Raw genomic sequence first — 18,754 nt, forward strand, 5'->3', positions numbered from 1 at the left:
GTCAACACCGTCGGCAACGGCCTGGTCGATGGCGGCCACGAGGTCCGTGGTGTACCCGCCGGTCACCGCACCCGGCCCCCCCCTGCCAGAGCGCCTTGTAGACGGCGATCGCCGCGCCCGGCGCGACTCCGGAGATCTCCCCGAAGTTGGTCCCCTGCTCGGTGACGGGGACGCCGGTGTTGCCGGCTGCCGTGCCGGCGGTGTGCGCGCCGTGGCCCTGCGCGTCGCGGGGCGAGACGTAGTCGGCGCGCTTCTCCGGCGGAACGGCCGCCAGCCAGCTCTCACCGAAGTACCGGGCACTGATGATCTTCTCGTTGCAGGAGGTCTCGGTGAACTCCTCGCCGGTCTGACAGACACCGGTGAACGTGCCGCCGTCGGACTTGCGCATGACCGTGGTCGTGCCCTGCCGGTACGGCCGGTACGGGTCGGCTGCGGTGGGCGTGGCGGTGCCGAGCGGCGGGGCGGCGAACGAGGGGTTCTCCGGCCAGATCCCGGTGTCGATCACCCCGACCACGACCCCCTTGCCGGCGTTGGCCGTGCCGCCCAGCTTGGACCAGACGCCGTCGCTGCCGGACAGACCGAGGAAGTCGACGGAGTTGCGGTCGTCGACAGGCTTGTGCAGCCTGTTCGGGGTGATGGACAGCACGCCTTCGGCGAGCTGCAACTTCGCCACCTGCGCCGGGGTCAGCTCGGCGACGAAGCTGTTCGAGACGACATAGTTGCTACGCCGCGCCTCGGCGCCAACACTGCCCGCCACCTTGGTGTGCTTGTTCTTCAGGTGGCTGCGGTAGCGCTGGGCGTTGGCGCTGCCCACCTCCACCTTCCTGCCCTTGCCGGGCTTGGTGGCGGCGATCCCGGCGACCCCACCCTCGTAGGTCGCCAACGGCTCGTCGGTCAGGGTGACGATGTAGGTCCCGGTGCTGCTGTCGCCGGCATCGACGGACCGCAGGGTCGACAGCGTCGGGGGCGCCGGCTGGCCGGACGCCGGCAGTGGGTTGAGCGTGATCGCCAGGGCTGCGGCAGCCAGCGCGACCCCGTAGCGGGAAAGTGTTCGGTTCCTAACGGCCATTGTTCCTCTTCATGTCGTTGAAGGACGAATTCCGGTTCGCACCCGGCAACACCACTGGGTGGGCTGGTCAGTAGTGAACGTCTCCGCCCGAAACATGTCGAGATATCTTCGTGGCGTCTTCGGCCACGTGGCGAAACCCGCCAACAGGCCGGGTCGGCGGCGACAGGAGGGTGCGACGTGCGAACCGATGCGGTGCTCGCCGCATTGGGAATCAGCAGTTTCGATGAACGGGTCTACCGTCTCCTGCTGGCTGAACCCAACCAACCCCACTCCGCGCGCGCCGCCGAACTGGGAGTCACGCCGAGCCGCCTCCGCGCCGCCATCACCCGCCTGGTCCATCACGGACTCGTCCGGCGGACAGCACCCGGCAGGTACGAGGCGGCCGGGCCGCACGCGGCCCTGACGACGCTCGTCGCCCAGCGCCGGCTGGCGAACGAGGCGGCGCTGGGCGGCGTACAGGCCGCGATCGGGGACTTCAACCAGATGTTCCGGACGGCACGGCTACGTGACCCGGGACGGTGGGTGGAGGTGGTGTCCGGCCGGGACACGGTCATCGCCCGGATTGACGAACTCATCGAGTCCGTCCGCACCCACCTGTGGGTCCTCGACCGGCCGCCCTACATGACGGAGTTGGCCGGAACCCCCAAGACCAACAAGACGGAGACGGAGCTGACCGAAACCCTGATCGCCAGAGGGGTCGAGCTCCGCTCCGTCTACTGCCCGGAGTCCCTGGAGCGCCCCGGCCGTTTCGAGATGCTGGTCCGCCTCAGTGAACTGGGGGAACAGGCCCGAATGCTGCCCAGCCTGCCGTTCAAACTACGGATCATGGATCTGCGGGTGGCGGCGGTCTCGCTGACCGGCGGGGCCTACGACAACGTCGCGCTGATCCACCCGTCCGGGCTGCTCGACGCGCTGATCGAACTGTTCCAGGTGTACTGGAACCAGGCGAAGCCGCTGATCAGCGACGAACCACCGGTCATGGACAAGCCCAGCGACGAGGATCTGCTGCTGCTCCAGATGCTCAAGGCCGGCCTGAAGGACGAAGCCATCGCCCGTCAGCTCGGGGTCAGCGCCCGTACCGCCACCCGCCGGATCGCTGCGCTGGTCGAGCGTCTGGGCGCCACCACCCGGTTCCAGGCCGGCGCGGAGGCGTCCGCTCGCGGCTGGCTCTGACAACGGCGGCGGTGGGAGGCCTGCTCCGGCCGACCGCGGCACGCGGACGGGCCGCCGGGATCACCCGGCGGCCCGTTGCGGTGCGATGGATCAGAAGACGCTGACGCCGTAGCGGTTGAGCGCCTCGATGACCGGCTGGAAGTAGGTCGTGCCACCGGTGCGGCAGTTGCCGCTGCCGCCGGAGGTCAGACCCAGGGCGACGGTGCCACTGAAGAGCGAGCCGCCGCTGTCGCCCGGCTCGGCGCAGACGTTGGTGCGGATCAGGCCGGAGACGGAGCCCTCGGCGTAGTTCACCGTGGCGTTGAGCGCGGTGACCGAGCCGCTGCGCAGCCCGGTGGTGCTGCCGGATCGCTGCACCGACTGGCCGACGTAGGCGTTGCCGGCGGAGGTGATGTCACGGAAGCTGCCGTTGTAGAGGGAGACGTTGCCGGCGGCGTTGGCGGAGTTGTTGTGCCGCACGATGCCGTAGTCGTTGCCCGGGAAGCTGGTGCCGGTGCGGGTGCCCAGCAGGCTGGTCTGACCGGAGTTGCTGTACCAGCTGGAGGAGATGTTGGTGCAGTGCCCGGCGGTCAGGAAGTAGTAGGTGCTGCCGCTACGGACGTTGAAGCCGAGCGAGCAGCGACCGCCGCCGCCGGCGTAGATGGCCTGGCCACCGGAGATGAGGGTGCTCATCACGCCGGCCTCGGCCTCGATCCGGACCGCGCCGCCGAGGCGGGCGGCGGCAGCTTCGACCCGCGCCAGCTTGGCGCCGGTGACGGTGCTGTCGACCGAGACGACGACCTGGTTGCTGGCCGGGTCGACCCACCAGGCGGTGCCGGGGACACGGGCGGTGCGGTCGAGCAGATCGGTGGCGCGGGCGAGTTCGGCGGCGCCGCGCTCGACGATGCGCGGGGTGGCGCCGGCGGCGCGGACGGCGCTGGCGGCGGCTTCGTCGGTGACGGTGACGACCATCTTGCCGTCGGCGCCGGCGTAGGTGCCGGCGGAGCGGTCGCCGAGACGTTCGGCGATTGCGGCGGCGGCGTCGGGGGTGGCGGGCGAGGGAGCGGCCTGGACGGGGGTGCCGGCGAGCACGCCGACCGCCAGGGTGCCGGCCGCGGCGAGGGTGACGACGCGGCGCAGCGATGACCTCGTGGGTCGCATACAGAGCCTCCTGAAGAGGATGAGGACGCACCGGATTGGCGCGTCCGGTTTGGCGCGAAATTTGGGGGAATCGCGCGCCAACCCGAAGTATTCAGCCATTGAAGATCGTGAGCAAGATGCTACGGCGCAACTTTCTCCGCGCACCCGCCCCCACCAGCACTTTCGCGTGGAAAATCCATTAGCCTCAGGGCGTATACACACCGTGTATACGCGCCGTGTAGTGTCCTTCTCATGTCCATCAGCCAAATCTTCCTGGCGCTGCTCGAAGAGCAACCCCGGCACGGGTACGACCTGAAACGCGCCTACGACGAACACCTCGGCGCCGACCGGCCACTGGCGTACGGGCAGGTCTACTCGACCCTGGCCCGGCTGCTGAAGAACGGGCTGGTCGAGGTCACCGGCGTCGAACCCGGAGAGGGCCCCGACCGCAAGCGCTACGCCATCACCGACGCCGGCGTCACCGACGTCGACCGCTGGCTGCGCAGCCCCGAGAAGCCCGAGCCGTACCTGCAGAGCACCCTCTACAGCAAAGTGGTGCTCGCCCTGCTCACCGGCCGCCCCGCCAACGAGGTACTCGACACCCAGCGCGCCGCACACCTGCGGCTGATGCGGGAGCTCACCCGGCGCAAGGCCGGCGGCGATCTCGCCGACATGCTCATCTGCGACCACGCACTGTTCCACCTCGAGGCCGACCTGCGCTGGCTGGAGCTGACCGCAGCGCGCCTCGACGACCTCGCGAAGGCGGTACGCCCATGACCACCACCGGAGACGGCGCTCTGCTGCACGCCGAGGACCTGCGCAAGGCGTACGGCCCCACCCCCGCCCTCGACGGGGCGTCGTTCACGATCCGCGCCGGCGAGGTGGTCGCCGTGATGGGCCCCTCCGGCTCCGGAAAGTCGACCCTGCTGCACGCCCTGGCCGGGATCATCCGGACCGACTCCGGGCGCATCGTCTACGGCGACCGGGAACTGTCGGCGATGTCCGACAGCGAGCGCAGCGCCCTGCGCCGCAGCGACTTCGGCTTCGTCTTCCAGTTCGGGCAGCTGGTTCCCGAACTCACCTGCCTGGAGAACGTCGCGCTGCCGCTGCGCCTGGGCGGCGTCCCGCGCCGGACGGCGACCGAGCGGGCCGGCCAATGGCTGGACCGGCTCGAAGTGGGCGACGTCGCCGGCAAGCGCCCCGGTCAGGTCTCCGGCGGCCAGGGGCAGCGGATCGCTGTCGCCCGCGCCCTGGTCACCACGCCCCGGATCATCTTCGCCGACGAACCGACCGGGGCGCTGGACTCCCTCAACGGCGAACGGGTGATGCAGCTCTTCACCGACGCGGCCCGCCAGAGCGGCGCCGCCGTCATCCTGGTCACCCACGAGGCGCGGGTGGCCGCGTACTCCGACCGGGAGATCGTGGTGCGCGACGGGCGCACCCGCGACGACCGGCTGGCGGCGCAGCAGTGAGGGCCCGGTTGCGCGATCTGCTCCTGGGAGCACGGCTGGTCTTCGCCGGCGGCCGCGACGGCCTGCTGCGCACCACCTTCATCGCCGTCGGTATCGGACTCGGGGTGGCCGTGATGCTCGGCGCCGCGGCGATCGGCCCGATGATCGAGGCGCGCGCCGACCGCACCGACGGGCGCTCCTACGAGCTGTTCCGCTACCCCGCCCTGGAGCAGGGACCGAACACCCTGCTGATCTCCTCCTACGACACGATCTACCACGACATCGTCGTGCAGGGCTGGCGGCTGCAGCCCGAGGGCGCCGCCGCACCGGTCCCACCCGGCCTGGACGCGCTGCCGAAACCGGGCGAGATGGTCGTCTCCCCGAAACTGCGGGCCCTGCTCGCCGAGGAGGAGCTGCTGCGCGAGCGTCTCGACCACCCGATCGTCGGGACCATCGCCGACAACGGGCTCTCCGGCCCCGGCGAGTACTCCTTCTACCTCGGCGCCGATGGCCTGGACCACCACGGCTTCGCGGGCACCCGAATCGACCACTTCGGCGAGCAGAGCTCCAACGACATCGACCCGGTGCTGATCCTGCTGATGCTGGTCGCCTTCACGGTGCTGCTGCTGCCGATCGGCATCTTCACCGCCACCACGATCCGCTTCGGCGGTGAACAGCGCGACCGGCGGCTGGCCGCGCTGCGGCTCATCGGCGCCGACCAGGCGATGGCCCGTCGCATCGCCGCCGGAGAGGCGTTCGTCGCCGCCCTCTGCGGCCTCGTCATCGGCGCGCTCTTCTTCCTCGCCGGCCGGCAACTGGTCGAGGGAATCACCCTGCAGCGCATCAGCGTCTTCGCCGCGGACATCGTGCCCGTACCGGCGCTGGCCGCCCTGATCGCGATCGCGGTCCCCGCGACCGCGGTCGCCGTCGCCCTCTTCGCGCTGCGGCGCGTCTCGATCGAGCCCCTCGGCGTGGTCCGCAACAGCGGGACGCCGACCCGCCGGCGGCTCTGGTGGCGGCTGCTGCTGCCGGCGCTCGGCGTCGGCGGGCTGCTGACGGCGAACTTCGACCCGGAGAGCAGCCAGATCCGCGACGAACAGCTGGTCGCCTCGGTGCTGCTGCTGCTGATCGGTATGGCGGCGCTGCTGCCCTGGCTGGTCGACGCGGTCGTCGCCCGCCTCGGCGCCGGGCCGGTCGCGTGGCAGCTCGCCGTACGGCGGCTGCAACTGCACTCCGACACGGCCGCGCGCACGGTCAGCGGGGTGACTGTCGCCGTCGCCGGGGGTCTGGCCCTGCAGACCCTCTTCGCCGGCCTCGCCGGGACCTACCAGGCGGAGACCGGCAGCGACCTGCGCCGCGCCGGGATGAGCGTGCAGGTCTGGCACAGCGCGGACGCCCGAATGATCGACACCCTGGTGACCCGGCTGCGCGAGGCACCGGGCGTGACCGCGGCGACCGGGGTGCTGCGCGCCGATCTGGCCCATCAGCCGCGCTCCGGCGAGGAGACCTACGCGACGCTGCTGATCGGCGACTGTGCCGCCCTGGGCCAGTACGCGCAGCTGCCGCGCTGCGCCGACGGCGACGCCTTCGCCGCCCGGACCGAGACCGACGACCCCAGCCAACGGCTGCCGGCGGCGGGCACCCCGGCGCGGATCACCCACAGCGAAGACGGCACGGACTGGCGGGTTCCGGCCGTGCTGACCGACGTGCCGGCCGTCGCCGCCCCGGACGGCACCCGGGCACCCGCTCTGCTCCTCACCCCGCGCGCGGCGGGCCTCGACGGACTCGGCGCGCTGCACGCGCAGGCGTTCGCGAAGCTGGATCCGGCCGACCCGGACGCGATCGAACGGGTCCGCAACATCGCCCTCGACGTCCACCCCGCGTTCGTCGCCGACGAACTCACCGCGTACCGCACCGACCGCACCTTCGATCAGATCCGCCGCGGCATCCTCATCGGCGTGGTCGCCCTGCTCACGCTCCTGGGAGCAGGGCTGCTGGTGACGATGCTGGAGCAGCTGCGGGAACGGCGGCGGCTGCTGGCCGCGCTGGTCGCCTTCGGGACCCGGCGGCGCACCCTGGGCGTCTCACTGCTCTGGCAGACCGCGATCCCGATGCTGCTCGGGCTCGGCCTGGCGGTGCTCACCGGCGGGCTGCTCGGCGCCGTCCTGCTGCGGCTGGTGCAACAGCCGGTACGCCTGGACTGGGGCGCGGTAGCCACGATGACCGGGCTGAGCGCCGGCGTGGTGCTGCTGGTCACCGCACTGAGCCTGCCGCTGCTCTGGCGGCTGCTGCGCCCGGGCGGGCTGCGCACCGAGTAGTCCTGCGCCGGTCGGCGCGGGCAGCGGCCGACTCGGGGCCGGCGACGCTGCGCGCGGCGGCCGGCGCGAGGCCGGGCCGGTCCGGGGGCAACCCCGGACCGGCCCGTCGTCAGCTCTGGCGGGCGTCGATCCGGGCCTGGCGGGCGTCGCGCTTCTCCTCGAATCGCGACGCCGCCTGCTCCAGGTCGTCGAGGTGACGGCCGAGCTGCTCCTGCGCCGCGGCGCCGTCGGCGTCGAGTCCGCTGACGTTGAAGACGTCCCACTGTCGCAGCACCGGGATCAGCACCTCGTCACGGTGCTGGCGCAGGTCGTAGATGCCGGCCAGGGCGATCGCCACCGACTTGCGGGCGAAGCCCTCGATGCCGTTGCCCGGCATCTGGAAGTCCGCCACCACGTCCGCCACCGCGCGCATCGCCTGGCTCGGGGCCAGCTCGAAGGAGGCCGCCAGCAGGTTGCGGTAGAAGAGCATGTGCAGGTTCTCGTCGGCCGCCACCCGGGCCAGCAGCCGCTCGCAGACCTCGTCGCCGGTGGCCCGGCCGGTGTTGCGGTGCGCGATCCGGGTCGCCAGCTCCTGGAACGACACGTACGCCAGCGAGTGCAGCACCTCGTCGCCGTGGACGTTGACGTAGCCGTTCTCCATGTGGGTCATCCGGGCCCGCTCCAGCGCCACCGGATCCACCGCCCGGGTGACCGTCAGGTAGTCACGGATGGCGATGCCGTGCCGGCCCTCCTCCGCCGTCCAGCGGTGCACCCAGGTCCCCCAGGCGCCGTCCCGGCCGAAGGTGGTGGCGATCTCGTGGTGGTACGAGGGCAGGTTGTCCTCGGTGAGCAGGTTGACCACCAGCGCCGTACGGGCCACCTCGGGGATGGTGCTGTCCTGCGGCGACCACGGCTGCCCGTCGAGCACGCCGTCGAAGGTGCGGCCCTCGCTCCACGGGACGTACTCGTGGGGGAACCACTCCTTCGCGGCGGCCAGGTGCCGGTCGAGGTTGGCGGCGACGACGGGTTCGAGCTCGACCAGCAGGGCGGTCTGGCTCAGCGGCGCGGTGGTCATGGAATCTCCCTACGGTGGCGTAACTTACGTCACCGTAGGGGGCGAAATCCGTACGCGCGAGTAATCGTCTCAGCCGATGGTCGGGTGCAGGTCCGCAGACGGCGGCTGCCACGCTGCGGCGTCGCCGACCACCTGATCGCCCGAGCGAATGTCCTTGACCTGGTCGGGGCCCCCGTCGACGCCGGGGAACCAGACGTAGGGAATGCCGCGCCGCTCGGCGTAGCGGATCTGCTTGCCGAACTTCGCCGCGGTCGGGGCCACCTCGCAGGCGATCCCGCGCCCCCGCAGTGACTGCGCGATCCGGTTCGCGACGTTCCGCTCCCCCTCGTTGGGCAGCGCCACCAGCACACAGGTGGGCACGTTCCGGGAGATCGTCAGCGCGTCGGCGCCGAAGAGCAGGCCGAGCAGGCGGGTCACCCCGATGGAGATGCCCACGCCGGGGAAGCGGGTGGCGCCCGAGGTGGCGAGGTTGTCGTACCGGCCGCCGGAGCAGATCGAGCCGAACTTCTCGTACCCGAGCAGCTGGGTCTCGTAGACGGTGCCGGTGTAGTAGTCGAGGCCGCGGGCGATGCGCAGATCCGCCACGCAGAGGCCGGGGGCGTGCTCGGCGGCGGTCTCCACCACCTGGACCAGTTCGTCGACGCCCTCGTCGAGCAGCGGGTTGCTCACGCCGAGGGCCTGGATGGCGTCGGCGAACGAGGCGTTGGCAGCGGAGATCTCCGCCAGCGCCAGGCATGCCTTCGCCTGCGCCGGCGTGGCGCCGGCCGTCTCGGCGAGCAGATCGGCGACCTTCGCCGGGCCGATCTTGTCCAGCTTGTCGATGGCGCGCAGCGCCGCCTCCGGGTCGGTCAGCCCGATGCCGGTGTAGAAGCCCTCGCAGATCTTGCGGTTGTTGACCTGGATGCGCACCGGCGGGATCGGCAGCCCGCGCAGCGCGTCGCCGATCACCAGCGGCATCTCCGCCTCGTAGTGCGCCGGCAGCGTGTCCCGGTCGACGATGTCGATGTCGGCCTGGACGAACTCGCGGTAGCGCCCCTCCTGCGGTCGCTCACCCCGCCAGACCTTCTGGATCTGGTAGCGGCGGAACGGGAACTGCAGCTTGCCCGCGTTCTCCAGCACGTACCGGGCGAACGGCACGGTCAGGTCGAAGTGCAGGCCGAGGGTGTCGTCGCCGGCGGGGGCGTCGCCCTCCTCGTGCAGCCGGCGGATGACGTAGACCTCCTTGGAGGTCTCCCCCTTGCGCAGCAGCTGGTCCAGTGGCTCCACCGCCCGGGTCTCCAGCGGCGAGAAGCCGTAGAGCTCGAAGGTGCGGCGGATGCGGTCCAGCACGTACTGCTCGATCATCCGCTGCGGCGGCGACCACTCGGGAAAACCGGAAATCGGCGTGGGCTTGCTCATGGGGTCTCCTCGACTCCGGCGGATCTAAAGGCCGCGGGTGGGCGCGGGCGGCGTCGGGCCGGCCTGGCTCACCTCGAGCAGGTACGGGTTGCCTGCGCGCTCACGGCCGATGGTGGTGGCCGGGCCGTGCCCGGGCAGCACCACCGTGTCGTCGGCCAGCGGCAGGATCTTGTCACGCAGGCTGGCGAGCATCGCCGGCATGCTGCCGCCGGGCAGGTCTGTGCGGCCGATCGACCCGGCGAAGAGCACATCCCCGCTCAGGCAGATCTCGTCGGCGTCGAACTGCGCGCCGGTGGCGGGCAGCCGGAAGAGCACCGAACCGCGGGTGTGACCGGGGGCGTGGTCGACGGTGATCTCCAGGCCGGCGATCTCGATCGCGCCGCCGTCGGGGAGCGCGGCCACGTCCTCCGGCTCCGAGTACGGAAGCCGTCCGCCGAAGAGGCTCGCCGGGTCGATGGAGAGCGCCTTGCCCGGGTCGGCGAGCAGCTCCCGATCCTGCGGGTGGATGTAGGCGGTGATGCCCCGGGCACCGCAGACCGGCGTCACCGAGAAGGTGTGGTCGAGGTGTCCGTGGGTCAGCAGGACCGCGGCGGGGTGCAGCCGGTGCTCCGCCAGCAGCGCGTCGAGCCGGTCGAGTACGCCGATTCCCGGGTCGACCACCACACACTGCTCCCCCGCCGCCGCGGCCACCACATAGCAATTGGTGCCGAAGACGTCCGAGGGAAAGCCGGCCACCAGCACGTCTATCCCCTTCCCCGCCGGTTGCTGTCGTCACCGGCAGCCTAGCCGGGGCTCGTACAACACTTTTGCAGCCGCTACCCGTACACTCTGGCGGGCATGTGGCATGGTGCGCCGAGGTCCGCCCGGCGCGTGCGCCGGACCACCACGACGACCAGGGTAGAGGAAGGGGTGCGCGGGTGGCTTCCAGCAGGGACCGACAGCGCAAACTGGCGCGGGCGAAGCTCGACCGGCAGATGGCGCGACGGGCTGCCTCACTGCGGCGCCGGCGCCGGATTCAGGCCGGCATCGGCGCGACAGCCGCCCTGGTCCTGGTCCTGGCCGGCGCGCTCTGGGCCGGCGGTGTTTTCGACTCCGAGCCGGCCGACAACCTCGACGCCGCCGACGAGACCTGCCTCTGGGTCTCGCAGGACTCCGGCGCGAACCCCGAGTTCACCGAGGTCGGCAAGCCCGAGGCGACGGGTCTGCCGACCGAGGGCGTCCGGACGATGACCATCGGCACCAACCAGGGCGGTCCGATCACCGCGGAGCTGGACCTGGCCGAGGCGCCCTGCGCGGCGGCCAGCATCAGCTACCTGGCCGGCCAGGGCTTCTACGACAACACCGTCTGCCACGAGATCACCGCCGAGGGCGCGCTGCGCTGCGGCGACCCCAGCGGCAGCGGCTTCGGCGGACCGACCTACACCTTCCCCGACGACAACATCGCCGACACCGGTGACGGCCCGGCCTACCCGGCCGGGACGGTCGCGATGATCGGGGCCCCGAAGGGCGCCAACGGCAGCCAGTTCCTGATCTTCTTCAAGGACTTCGACACCGACGACCCGCAGTACCCGGTGGTCGGCAAGGTCACCGACGGCATGAAGGTGGTCGAGAAGATCGGCAAGCTGCCGACCGTGGAGAACGCCAACGCCGAGAAGGTCAAGCCGGAGACCGACGTGGTGATCGAAAGTCTGACCGTGGGCGCGCCGGTCGCCGCGACCGCTGCGCCGCAGCCGAGCGACGCGACGAGCCCGCAGCCGTCCAGCAGCGCCAGCGCCGGTTGAGCACGTCCGCAACAGCCCGAGTTTCCCAGGAGGCACGACGGTGACGTCCACCAGAGATCGGCAACGCGCGGCGGCCCGCGCGCGGCTGGAGAAGGCGATGGCCGAACGGGCGTCGCAGGCCCGCCGCCGACGCAAGACCCAGGCGGTTCTCGGCGCCGGGCTGGCCCTGCTGCTGGTCGTCGGCGGCACCGTCTGGATGGTCACCGCCCTCGGCGGGGACGACGAGACCGAGACTCCGACGGCCTCCTCCCCGGCGACGAGCACCCAGTGCGCCTGGAGCGAGATGCCCAAGGAGGGCCGCCCCGAGCAGATCAAGGACGTCGGTCTGCCGCCGCAGACGGCCAGCACGGTCGGCACCCAGGACATGACGATCGACACGAACCTCGGTCAGATCGGCGTACGGGTCAACCTGGCCGACACCCCCTGCACCGCGGCGAGCTTCACCCACCTGGCCGCCAACGGCTTCTTCGACGGCAGCAAGTGCCACCGGCTGGTGACCGAAGGCATCAAGGTGCTGCAGTGCGGCGACCCGAGCGTCACCGGCAAGAAGTGGACCGAGCTCGATGGCACCGGCGGCCCCTCCTACCGCTACATGGAGGAGAACCTGCCGGTCGACGAGCGGCCGCCGTACCCGGCGGGTGTGATCGCGATGGCGAACACCGGTCAGCCCGGCAGCACCGGCAGCCAGTTCTTCATCGTCTACGGCGACTCCGAACTCGGCCCGGACTACACGGTCCTCGGCACGATCACCCAGGGCATGGACATCGTCGAGGAGGTCGGCGCGGCCGGCCATGACAACGCATTCGCGGAGCAGGCCGGCGGTGGGCACCCGAAGAAGCAGGTCGTGATCAAGACTCTGACGATGAGCCAGCCCAAGAGCTGACCTCGCTCGTCGAACGCGAAGGCCCGCCACCCCGAACATCCGGGGTGGCGGGCCTTCGCATTGATCCGGAGGGGCAGGCCGGGGCGCGATCGTTCGCGCAGGCCGACGGCGGACCGCGCCGCCATCGGGGGCGGGCACACCCTGCGCGCCGGCCGCCCCGCTCAGGAGCCGGAGGTCACCCGGTACGCGTCGAACACCCCGTCCACCTTGCGCACCGCGGCGAGCAGGTGCCCGAGGTGCTTCGGGTCGGCCATCTCGAAGCTGAACCGGCTCACCGCCACCCGGTCCCGGGTGGTGGTGACCGTGGCGGAGAGGATGCTCACCCGCTCCTCGGAGAGCACCCGGGTGACGTCGGTGAGCAGCTTGTGCCGGTCGAGCGCCTCCACCTGGATGGCGACCAGGAAGGTCGAGGCGCTGGTCAGCTTCCAGCTCACCTCGAGGATCCGCTCGCCCTGCTCGCGCAGGTCCGCGGCGTTGGCGCAGTCGTCACGGTGCACACTCACCCCGCCGGAGCGGGTGACGAAGCCGAAGACCGAGTCCGGGGGCACCGGCGTGCAGCAGCGGGCCAGCTTGATCCAGACATCGCTGACCCCGCGCACGACGACCCCGGGGTCACCGGTGTTGGTACGGGCCCGCTGGGGCCGGGTCGGCACCGCCGTCTCGGCGATGTCCTCGACCACGCCCTCTTCGCCGCCGTAGGTGGCGATGAGCTTGTGCACCACCGACTGCGCCGAGACCTGGCTGTCGCCGACAGCCGCGTAGAGCGAGGCGACGTCGGCAAGGTGCAGATCCCGGGCGATCACCATCAGGTTGTCGTGGGTGAGCATCCGCTGCAGCGGCATGCCCTGCTTGCGCATCGCCTTGACGATCGCTTCCTTGCCGGTTTCGATCGCCTCCTCGCGCCGCTCCTTGTTGAAATACTGGCGGATCTTGGTGCGCGCGCGAGGGCTCTTGACGAAGTGCAGCCAGTCCTGGGTCGGGCCGGCCGTCTCCGACTTCGAGGTGAAGATCTCGATCACGTCGCCGTTGGAGAGCGCCGACTCCAGCGGCACCAGCTTGCCGTTGACCCGGGCGCCGATGCACTTGTGCCCGACCTCGGTGTGTACGGCGTAGGCGAAGTCGACCGGGGTCGAGCCGGTCGGCAGCGGGATGACGTCCCCCTTGGGGGTGAAGACGTACACCTCCTGGCTGGAGAGGTCGAACCGCAGCGCGTCGAGGAACTCGCTCGGGTCGGCGGCCTCCCGCTGCCAGTCCAGCAGCTGCCGCAGCCAGGTCATCTCGTCGATGTGCGCCGGCGGACCGACGACCTGCGTGCCCTTGTGCTCCTTGTACTTCCAGTGCGCCGCGATACCGAACTCCGCCGTGCGGTGCATGGCGTGGGTACGGATCTGCATCTCCACCGGCTTGCCGGTCGGTCCGATCACCGTGGTGTGCAGCGACTGGTACATGTTGAACTTCGGCATCGCGATGTAGTCCTTGAACCGGCCCGGCACCGGCTGCCAGTTCGCGTGGATCACCCCGAGGGCCGCGTAGCAGTCGCGCACCGTGTCGACCAGGATCCGGACCCCGACCAGGTCGTAGATGTCGTTGAAGTCGCGCCCGCGCACAATCATCTTCTGGTAGATCGAGTACAGGTGCTTCGGCCGGCCGGTGGTCTCCGCCTTGATCTTGGCCGCCTTGAGGTCGACCTGGACCTTGCGGGTCACCTCGCGCAGCAGCGCCTCGCGCTGCGGCTGGTGCTCCCCGATCAGCCGGTTGATCTCCTCGTACCGCTTCGGGTAGAGGGTGCCGAAGGCGAGATCCTCCAGCTCCCACTTGACGGTGTTCATACCGAGGCGGTGGGCCAGCGGGGCGAGGATCTCCAGCGTCTCCTTGGCCTTCTGCTCCTGCTTGGGCCGGGGCAGGAAGGTCAGGGTCCGCATGTTGTGCAGCCGGTCGGCGAGCTTGATCACCAGGACGCGCGGGTCCTTGGCCATCGCGACCACCATCTTGCGGATGGTCTCGGCCTTGGCCGCGTCGCCGAGCTTGACCTTGTCCAGCTTGGTGACGCCGTCGACGAGGAGCGTGACCTCGGGGCCGAAGTCCTCCTTCATCTCGTCGAGGGTGTAGCCGGTGTCCTCGATCGTGTCGTGCAGCAGCGCGGCGACCAGCGTGGTGGTGTCCATCCCGAGGTTCGCCAGGATGGTCGCCACCGCCAGCGGGTGGGTGATGTACGGGTCGCCGGACTTGCGGTACTGCCCGGTGTGCCAGCGGGCAGCCATGTCGAAGGCACGCTGCAGCAGCCGCACGTCGGCCTTGGGGTGATGCTCACGGTGACAGGAGATGAGCGGCTCCAGCACCTCGCTGACGTGCGAGGACTGCCAGGGGGCGTTGAACCGGGCGAGGCGCGCCCGTACCCGGCGTCCGGTCGGCGCGCTGGCGAGGTTGAAACTCGCCCCGCCCGTCGCCGGGGACGCGTCGGTGGCGGCGAGTTCGTTCTCGAGGGCCGGCGACGCCTCGGCGGGCGCGGCGGGCGGCTTGCTGCCCGCGGCGGCGCCCTCGGGCGGCGGGGCAGCCTCGCCGGCGCCGCCTGTGGGCACCGTGTCCTCCACCGGAGGAACGACCTCGTGGGACACCGGTCTCCTCACCGTTGCTTCGGGGACGCGCCGGCTCGCCCGGCCGGTCGGTCCCGCCGCGACCGGCCGCCCACGCGACCGGTCAGATCCCACCGGGCCGACGCGACGGTGGTCGCGCCTGCTCGGCGTAGAGAATGCTACTCGCCCCCGGCACCGGTTGCCCCGCCCCGACAGCGGCGTCCGGCGGGCGTGGCGGGATCAAACAGTCAGAAGTGCATGCAGCGGACGCGGTGCGAGCCGCTCGCGCCCACCGAGGAAGCCCAGCTCCAGCAGGACACTGAATCCGGCGATGGTGCCCCCGGCCCGCTCCACCAGGTCCATCGTGGCGTTCGCGGTGCCGCCGGTGGCGAGCACGTCGTCGACGACCAGCACCCGGTGCCCGGCGGTGAAGGCGTCCTGGTGCACCTCCAGCGCGGCCTTGCCGTACTCCAGCTCGTAGGAGGCCGTGTACGCCGCGCGCGGGAGCTTGCCCGCCTTGCGCACCGGCACCACCCCGACCCCGGTGGCGTACGCGAGCGCGGCGGCGATCACGAACCCGCGGGCCTCGATGCCGGCCACCACGTCGAAGGAGTCCCGGCCGTGGTGCTCGACGATCGCGTCGATCACCTGCCGGAAGACCTCCCCGTCGGCGAAGAGCGGCATCAGATCCTTGAAGACCACGCCCGGACTGGGAAAGTCGGGTACGTCCAGCACCCGGCCGGCCACCAGCTGTGCGATGGCCGGGCCGCTGTCGCCCCGTACCCCGCCCTGCGTATGCGTCACACTCTCACCTCTTGAAACGAGGACGTCCCGCACACCGTCTCCACGGCATGCGGGACGTCCGATTACCGGTTCGACCGGATTGTCAACGGTTCTTCGCGCCACTGGGCCGGTTGCCGCCCGGGCGCCCCTTGGCGGCCTGACGCTTGGCCACGGGCCGAGCGCCCGGCCTGGGTGCGGCGGTGGCGAGGGCCGGGTCCGACCCCACACCGGCGCCGACCTTGGGCACCTGGATCTCGCCCCGCTCGATGGCGGAGCGGCGCGCCAGCACCCGCTTGTTGTGGGTGGCGATGCGCGGCTCCCGGTCCTTGAGGGTGACCAGCAGCGGAGTGGCGAAGAAGAGCGACGAATAGACCGCCAGCGCCATACCGACGAAGAGCACCAGACCGAGGTCCTTGAGCGTGTCGGCACCCAGCAGCGGGCCGATGAAGAGCAGGCCACCGACCGGCAGCAGCGCCACCACGCTGGTGTTGATCGACCGCATCAGGGTCTGGTTGACGGCGAGGTTCGCCGCCTCCCCGTAGGTCTGGTTGTTGCGGCCGGTGATGCCCGCGGTGTTCTCCTGGACCTTGTCGAAGACCACCACCACGTCGTAGAGGGCGAAGCCGAGGATGGTCAGGAAGCCGATGACCGTCGAGGGCGTCACCTCCCAGCCGACCAGCGAGTAGACCCCGGCGGTGAGGGTGAGGTTGAGCAGCAGCGAGGAGACCGCTGCCACCGCCATCCGCCACTCGAGTCGGATGATCAGGTAAGCCGAGACCAACACGAGGAAGAAGAGCAGACCACGCAGTGCCGAGTTGCTCACCTGGTCACCCCAGGAGGCGCTCACCCCGTTCTGACCGATCGCCTGCGGGTCGAGGCCGAAGGCGTCGGCGAGCTGCACCTTGACGCTCTCGGCCTCCTCCGGGCTCAGTTCTGCGGTACGAAACTCGTACTGTTCGCCCTCGGCGTTGCCGACCCGCTGCGCCGCGTCGACCTCGCCACCGTTGGTGGCTCCGAGCGTGGTGTTGACCTGCGCCTCGGCCTGCTCCAGCGTGCCGACGGAGGTCGGGACGCTCAGCTTCGTGCCGCCGGTGAAGTCGATTCCGAAGGCGAAACCGCGGAAACCGAAACTGAGCAGCGCCACCAAGGCGACCACAATCGCGATGGAGTACCAGAGTTTGCGCCGGCCGACGATGTCGATGCCGGCCTCACCCTGATAAAGGCGCGTCGCGAGACCACTGCCAGCCATCTCAGGCCTCCTTGACGGGGGTGTTGACGGACGGCCGGGACTCGGGGGTGTGCAGCACCCGGCCAAGGCCACTGACCCGCGGTGAGAGGAATGCCTTGGTACTCGCCAGCATCGTCATCATCGGATGCCGGAAGAGGAAGACCACGACCAGGTCGAGCACGGTCGCCAGACCGAGCGCGAAGGCGAAGCCCTTCACCGTGCCGACCGAGACGACGTAGAGGACCACCGCGGCCAGGATCGTCACCGCGTTGGCAGAGATGATCGTGCGACGGGCGCGCTGCCAGGCGCGGCCCACCGCGCTGCGGGGGTTGCGCCCATCCCGGATCTCGTCCTTGAGTCGTTCGAAGTAGATGACGAACGAGTCCGCTGCCACACCGAGCGAGACGATGAAACCCGCGAAGCCGGCGAGGGTGAGGGTGAAGCCGATCTGCCGGCCGAGCACCACCAGGGCGCCGAAGACCAGCAGCCCCGAGAGGATCAGGCTCAGGAAGATCACCGACCCGAGCAGCCGGTAGTAGAAGAAGGCGTAGATGATGACCAGGAGCATGCCGATGCCCGCGGCGATCAGACCGGCCCGCAGGTGGCTGGCACCCAGGGTCGCGGTGACGTTCTGCTGCTCCTGCGGCTCGAAGGTCAGCGGCAGCGCGCCGTAGCGCAGCTGCCCGGCGAGCTCGTTCGCCGTGGTGGCGTTGAAGTTGCCGCTGATCTGGGAGTCACCGGTCAGCACGCTGAGGATCTGCGGTGCGGAGATCACGTCGTTGTCGAGCACCACCGCCACCAGGCAGCGGCCCTCGTCACCGAGTGCGGCCGGGTCGCAGGCGTTGTCGGGGTTGTTGTACGCCTCGCGCGTCAGCTCGGTCCACTTCTTCTGGCCGTCGCTGGTGAAGTTGAGGCTGACCACCCACTGGCTGGTCTGGTCGATCTGCGCGGTGGCGTTGCTGACGTCGGTCCCCTCGACCTTGGCGACGTCGAGCAGGTACTTGGCGGTGCTCTCACAGGCCACCACCTGCGCGGCCGGGTCCTTCACCGAGGCGGCGGGCCGGTCGCTGAGCTGCTCGCAGCTGATGAAGGGGACGTTGAACTGGATGTTCGCCGGCAGCACCGCGACCTCACGGCCGGTCAGCGTGCCGAAGGGCTCCAGCGCCTCGGCCAGGTCGGGCTGGGTGCTCAGGTCCGCGGGGGCCTGCAGACCGTTGGCCGCGTCCCAGGCCTCCTTTCCGACCTTCTCCCGCACCGCGATGAGCTGCTGCTCGATCGTCGCGTCGCCGCCGGTGGCGGCGCTGGGGCTCGGGTCGGCGCTCGGCGTCGCGCTCGGCGCGGCGCCGCCCTGTCCGCCGGGGTTCTCGGACGCCTGCGGGGAGGCGGACGCCTCCGGGCTCGCCGGGGCCTGCGGGTCCTCGGCGTCGGCGTCGCCGCCGGGCTCCGGTGTCGGCTGCGGCTGCGGCTGCGTCAGGCTCACCCCACTGCCGTCGGCCACCTTGAGCACCTTGCGGAAGCGAAGCTCCGCGGCGGTGCCCACCTCACTCAGGTCACGGTTCTCGCCGGGCAGCGAGATGACGATGTTCCGGTCGCCCTCGGTGACCACCTCGGCCTCGGCGACGCCCAGGGCGTTGACCCGGTTGTCGATGATCCGCCGGGCCTCCTCGAGGTTCTCGGGGGTAGGCGGCTGACCGTCGAGGCTGTTGGTCGCCTGCAAGGTCATTCGCGTGCCGCCGACGAGGTCGAGCCCGAGCCGGGGTTCGAGGCGCTCCTTCCAGCTGCCGCTCGCACCGGCGAAGAACACCAGTGTGTAGAGGACCACGAAGATCACACCGAGAACGGCGAGTTGCCGACCCGGACGCATCTGTCCCTGAGGAGGTGATGCCACGGCTGTCCTGTCTTCCTATGGGGGTAACGCCGCTGG

General features: G+C 70.7%; 15 protein-coding genes. 6 read left to right on the forward strand and 9 right to left on the reverse strand.

Going from position 1 to position 18,754, the window contains the following annotated elements; translation table 11 throughout:
- Position 1: 1 nt before the first annotated feature.
- Positions 2 to 1,069 carry a S8 family serine peptidase gene (locus ACK8GG_RS13845; RefSeq protein WP_440356481.1) on the reverse strand — a complete coding sequence of 356 codons (1,068 nt, stop codon included), beginning with the start codon at positions 1,067 to 1,069 and terminating at the stop codon, positions 2 to 4.
- Positions 1,070 to 1,246: 177 nt separating this feature from the next.
- On the opposite strand from ACK8GG_RS13845, the gene ACK8GG_RS13850 reads away from it, so the two are divergent.
- Positions 1,247 to 2,242 carry a helix-turn-helix domain-containing protein gene (locus ACK8GG_RS13850; protein ID WP_440351830.1) on the forward strand — a complete coding sequence of 332 codons (996 nt, stop codon included), beginning with the start codon at positions 1,247 to 1,249 and terminating at the stop codon, positions 2,240 to 2,242.
- A gap of 90 nt (positions 2,243 to 2,332) precedes the next feature.
- On the opposite strand, the gene ACK8GG_RS13855 is transcribed toward ACK8GG_RS13850, so the two are convergent.
- On the reverse strand, positions 2,333 to 3,382 hold the full coding sequence (locus tag ACK8GG_RS13855; protein ID WP_440353797.1) for a S1 family peptidase: 1,050 nt from the start codon (positions 3,380 to 3,382) through the stop codon (positions 2,333 to 2,335).
- A 231-nt stretch (positions 3,383 to 3,613) separates the two neighbouring features.
- On the opposite strand from ACK8GG_RS13855, the gene ACK8GG_RS13860 reads away from it, so the two are divergent.
- The 3 genes from ACK8GG_RS13860 to ACK8GG_RS13870 are packed head-to-tail and all read left to right on the forward strand — an operon-like array spanning position 3,614 to position 7,130.
- Complete coding sequence (locus tag ACK8GG_RS13860; RefSeq protein WP_440353796.1) at positions 3,614 to 4,138, forward strand: PadR family transcriptional regulator; 525 nt, start codon at positions 3,614 to 3,616, stop codon at positions 4,136 to 4,138.
- A complete protein-coding gene (locus ACK8GG_RS13865) occupies positions 4,135 to 4,833 on the forward strand; it encodes an ABC transporter ATP-binding protein (protein WP_440351827.1) in 699 nt (232 codons plus the stop codon). Before ACK8GG_RS13860 ends, ACK8GG_RS13865 begins: the two co-directional genes overlap by 4 nt.
- Positions 4,834 to 4,841: 8 nt before the next feature.
- Positions 4,842 to 7,130 carry an ABC transporter permease gene (locus ACK8GG_RS13870; protein ID WP_440356482.1) on the forward strand — a complete coding sequence of 763 codons (2,289 nt, stop codon included), beginning with the start codon at positions 4,842 to 4,844 and terminating at the stop codon, positions 7,128 to 7,130.
- 109 nt (positions 7,131 to 7,239) lie between these two features.
- Here the strand turns inward: ACK8GG_RS13870 and ACK8GG_RS13875 are convergent, their stop codons facing one another.
- The 3 genes from ACK8GG_RS13875 to ACK8GG_RS13885 all read right to left on the reverse strand — a co-directional run bounded on the left by ACK8GG_RS13875 (position 7,240) and on the right by ACK8GG_RS13885 (position 10,323).
- Entirely contained in the window at positions 7,240 to 8,184 is a 945-nt protein-coding gene (locus tag ACK8GG_RS13875; protein WP_440353794.1) for an acyl-ACP desaturase, read from the reverse strand.
- A gap of 69 nt (positions 8,185 to 8,253) precedes the next feature.
- The gene (gene hisS, locus ACK8GG_RS13880) at positions 8,254 to 9,582 is read right to left on the reverse strand and encodes a histidine--tRNA ligase (protein WP_440351824.1); all 1,329 of its coding nucleotides are present in this window, start codon (positions 9,580 to 9,582) and stop codon (positions 8,254 to 8,256) included.
- A 24-nt stretch (positions 9,583 to 9,606) separates the two neighbouring features.
- Positions 9,607 to 10,323, reverse strand: coding sequence for an MBL fold metallo-hydrolase (locus ACK8GG_RS13885; protein WP_440351823.1), 717 nt, complete (start codon positions 10,321 to 10,323; stop codon positions 9,607 to 9,609).
- 176 nt (positions 10,324 to 10,499) lie between these two features.
- Here ACK8GG_RS13885 and ACK8GG_RS13890 point away from each other — a divergent pair, with 176 nt between their 5' ends.
- Together ACK8GG_RS13890 and ACK8GG_RS13895 are read left to right on the forward strand one after the other, a co-directional pair.
- On the forward strand, positions 10,500 to 11,363 hold the full coding sequence (locus tag ACK8GG_RS13890) for a peptidylprolyl isomerase (protein ID WP_440356483.1): 864 nt from the start codon (positions 10,500 to 10,502) through the stop codon (positions 11,361 to 11,363).
- Positions 11,364 to 11,403: 40 nt separating this feature from the next.
- Positions 11,404 to 12,246 (forward strand): peptidylprolyl isomerase, encoded by an 843-nt coding sequence (locus tag ACK8GG_RS13895; RefSeq protein WP_440356484.1) that lies wholly within the window; start codon positions 11,404 to 11,406, stop codon positions 12,244 to 12,246.
- Positions 12,247 to 12,407: 161 nt separating this feature from the next.
- Here ACK8GG_RS13895 and ACK8GG_RS13900 read toward each other — a convergent pair whose 3' ends face one another.
- The 4 genes from ACK8GG_RS13900 to secD all read right to left on the reverse strand — a co-directional run bounded on the left by ACK8GG_RS13900 (position 12,408) and on the right by secD (position 18,694).
- On the reverse strand, positions 12,408 to 14,873 hold the full coding sequence (locus ACK8GG_RS13900) for a RelA/SpoT family protein (protein ID WP_440356485.1): 2,466 nt from the start codon (positions 14,871 to 14,873) through the stop codon (positions 12,408 to 12,410).
- Between the two features lie 186 nt (positions 14,874 to 15,059).
- Positions 15,060 to 15,623 carry an adenine phosphoribosyltransferase gene (locus ACK8GG_RS13905; protein WP_440351819.1) on the reverse strand — a complete coding sequence of 188 codons (564 nt, stop codon included), beginning with the start codon at positions 15,621 to 15,623 and terminating at the stop codon, positions 15,060 to 15,062.
- Positions 15,624 to 15,705: 82 nt separating this feature from the next.
- Positions 15,706 to 16,851 carry a protein translocase subunit SecF gene (secF, locus tag ACK8GG_RS13910; protein ID WP_440356486.1) on the reverse strand — a complete coding sequence of 382 codons (1,146 nt, stop codon included), beginning with the start codon at positions 16,849 to 16,851 and terminating at the stop codon, positions 15,706 to 15,708.
- 1 nt (position 16,852) lies between these two features.
- Positions 16,853 to 18,694 carry a protein translocase subunit SecD gene (secD, locus tag ACK8GG_RS13915; protein WP_440353906.1) on the reverse strand — a complete coding sequence of 614 codons (1,842 nt, stop codon included), beginning with the start codon at positions 18,692 to 18,694 and terminating at the stop codon, positions 16,853 to 16,855.
- Between the last annotated feature and the right edge of the window lie 60 nt (positions 18,695 to 18,754).

The organism is Melissospora conviva (assembly GCF_049523535.1).
GTDB lineage: Bacteria > Actinomycetota > Actinomycetes > Mycobacteriales > Micromonosporaceae > Melissospora > Melissospora conviva.

What these genes read in the sequence shown, in the direction of transcription:
- secF (WP_440356486.1), bottom strand. Translation starts at nt 16,851, where the DNA reads ATGGCTGGCAGTGGTCTCGCGACGCGCCTTTATCAGGGTGAGGCCGGC.
- ACK8GG_RS13875 (WP_440353794.1), bottom strand. Translation starts at nt 8,184, where the DNA reads ATGACCACCGCGCCGCTGAGCCAGACCGCCCTGCTGGTCGAGCTCGAA.
- ACK8GG_RS13865 (WP_440351827.1), top strand. Translation starts at nt 4,135, where the DNA reads ATGACCACCACCGGAGACGGCGCTCTGCTGCACGCCGAGGACCTGCGC.
- ACK8GG_RS13860 (WP_440353796.1), top strand. Translation starts at nt 3,614, where the DNA reads ATGTCCATCAGCCAAATCTTCCTGGCGCTGCTCGAAGAGCAACCCCGG.
- secD (WP_440353906.1), bottom strand. Translation starts at nt 18,694, where the DNA reads ATGCGTCCGGGTCGGCAACTCGCCGTTCTCGGTGTGATCTTCGTGGTC.
- hisS (WP_440351824.1), bottom strand. Translation starts at nt 9,582, where the DNA reads ATGAGCAAGCCCACGCCGATTTCCGGTTTTCCCGAGTGGTCGCCGCCG.
- ACK8GG_RS13845 (WP_440356481.1), bottom strand. Translation starts at nt 1,069, where the DNA reads ATGGCCGTTAGGAACCGAACACTTTCCCGCTACGGGGTCGCGCTGGCT.
- ACK8GG_RS13855 (WP_440353797.1), bottom strand. Translation starts at nt 3,382, where the DNA reads ATGCGACCCACGAGGTCATCGCTGCGCCGCGTCGTCACCCTCGCCGCG.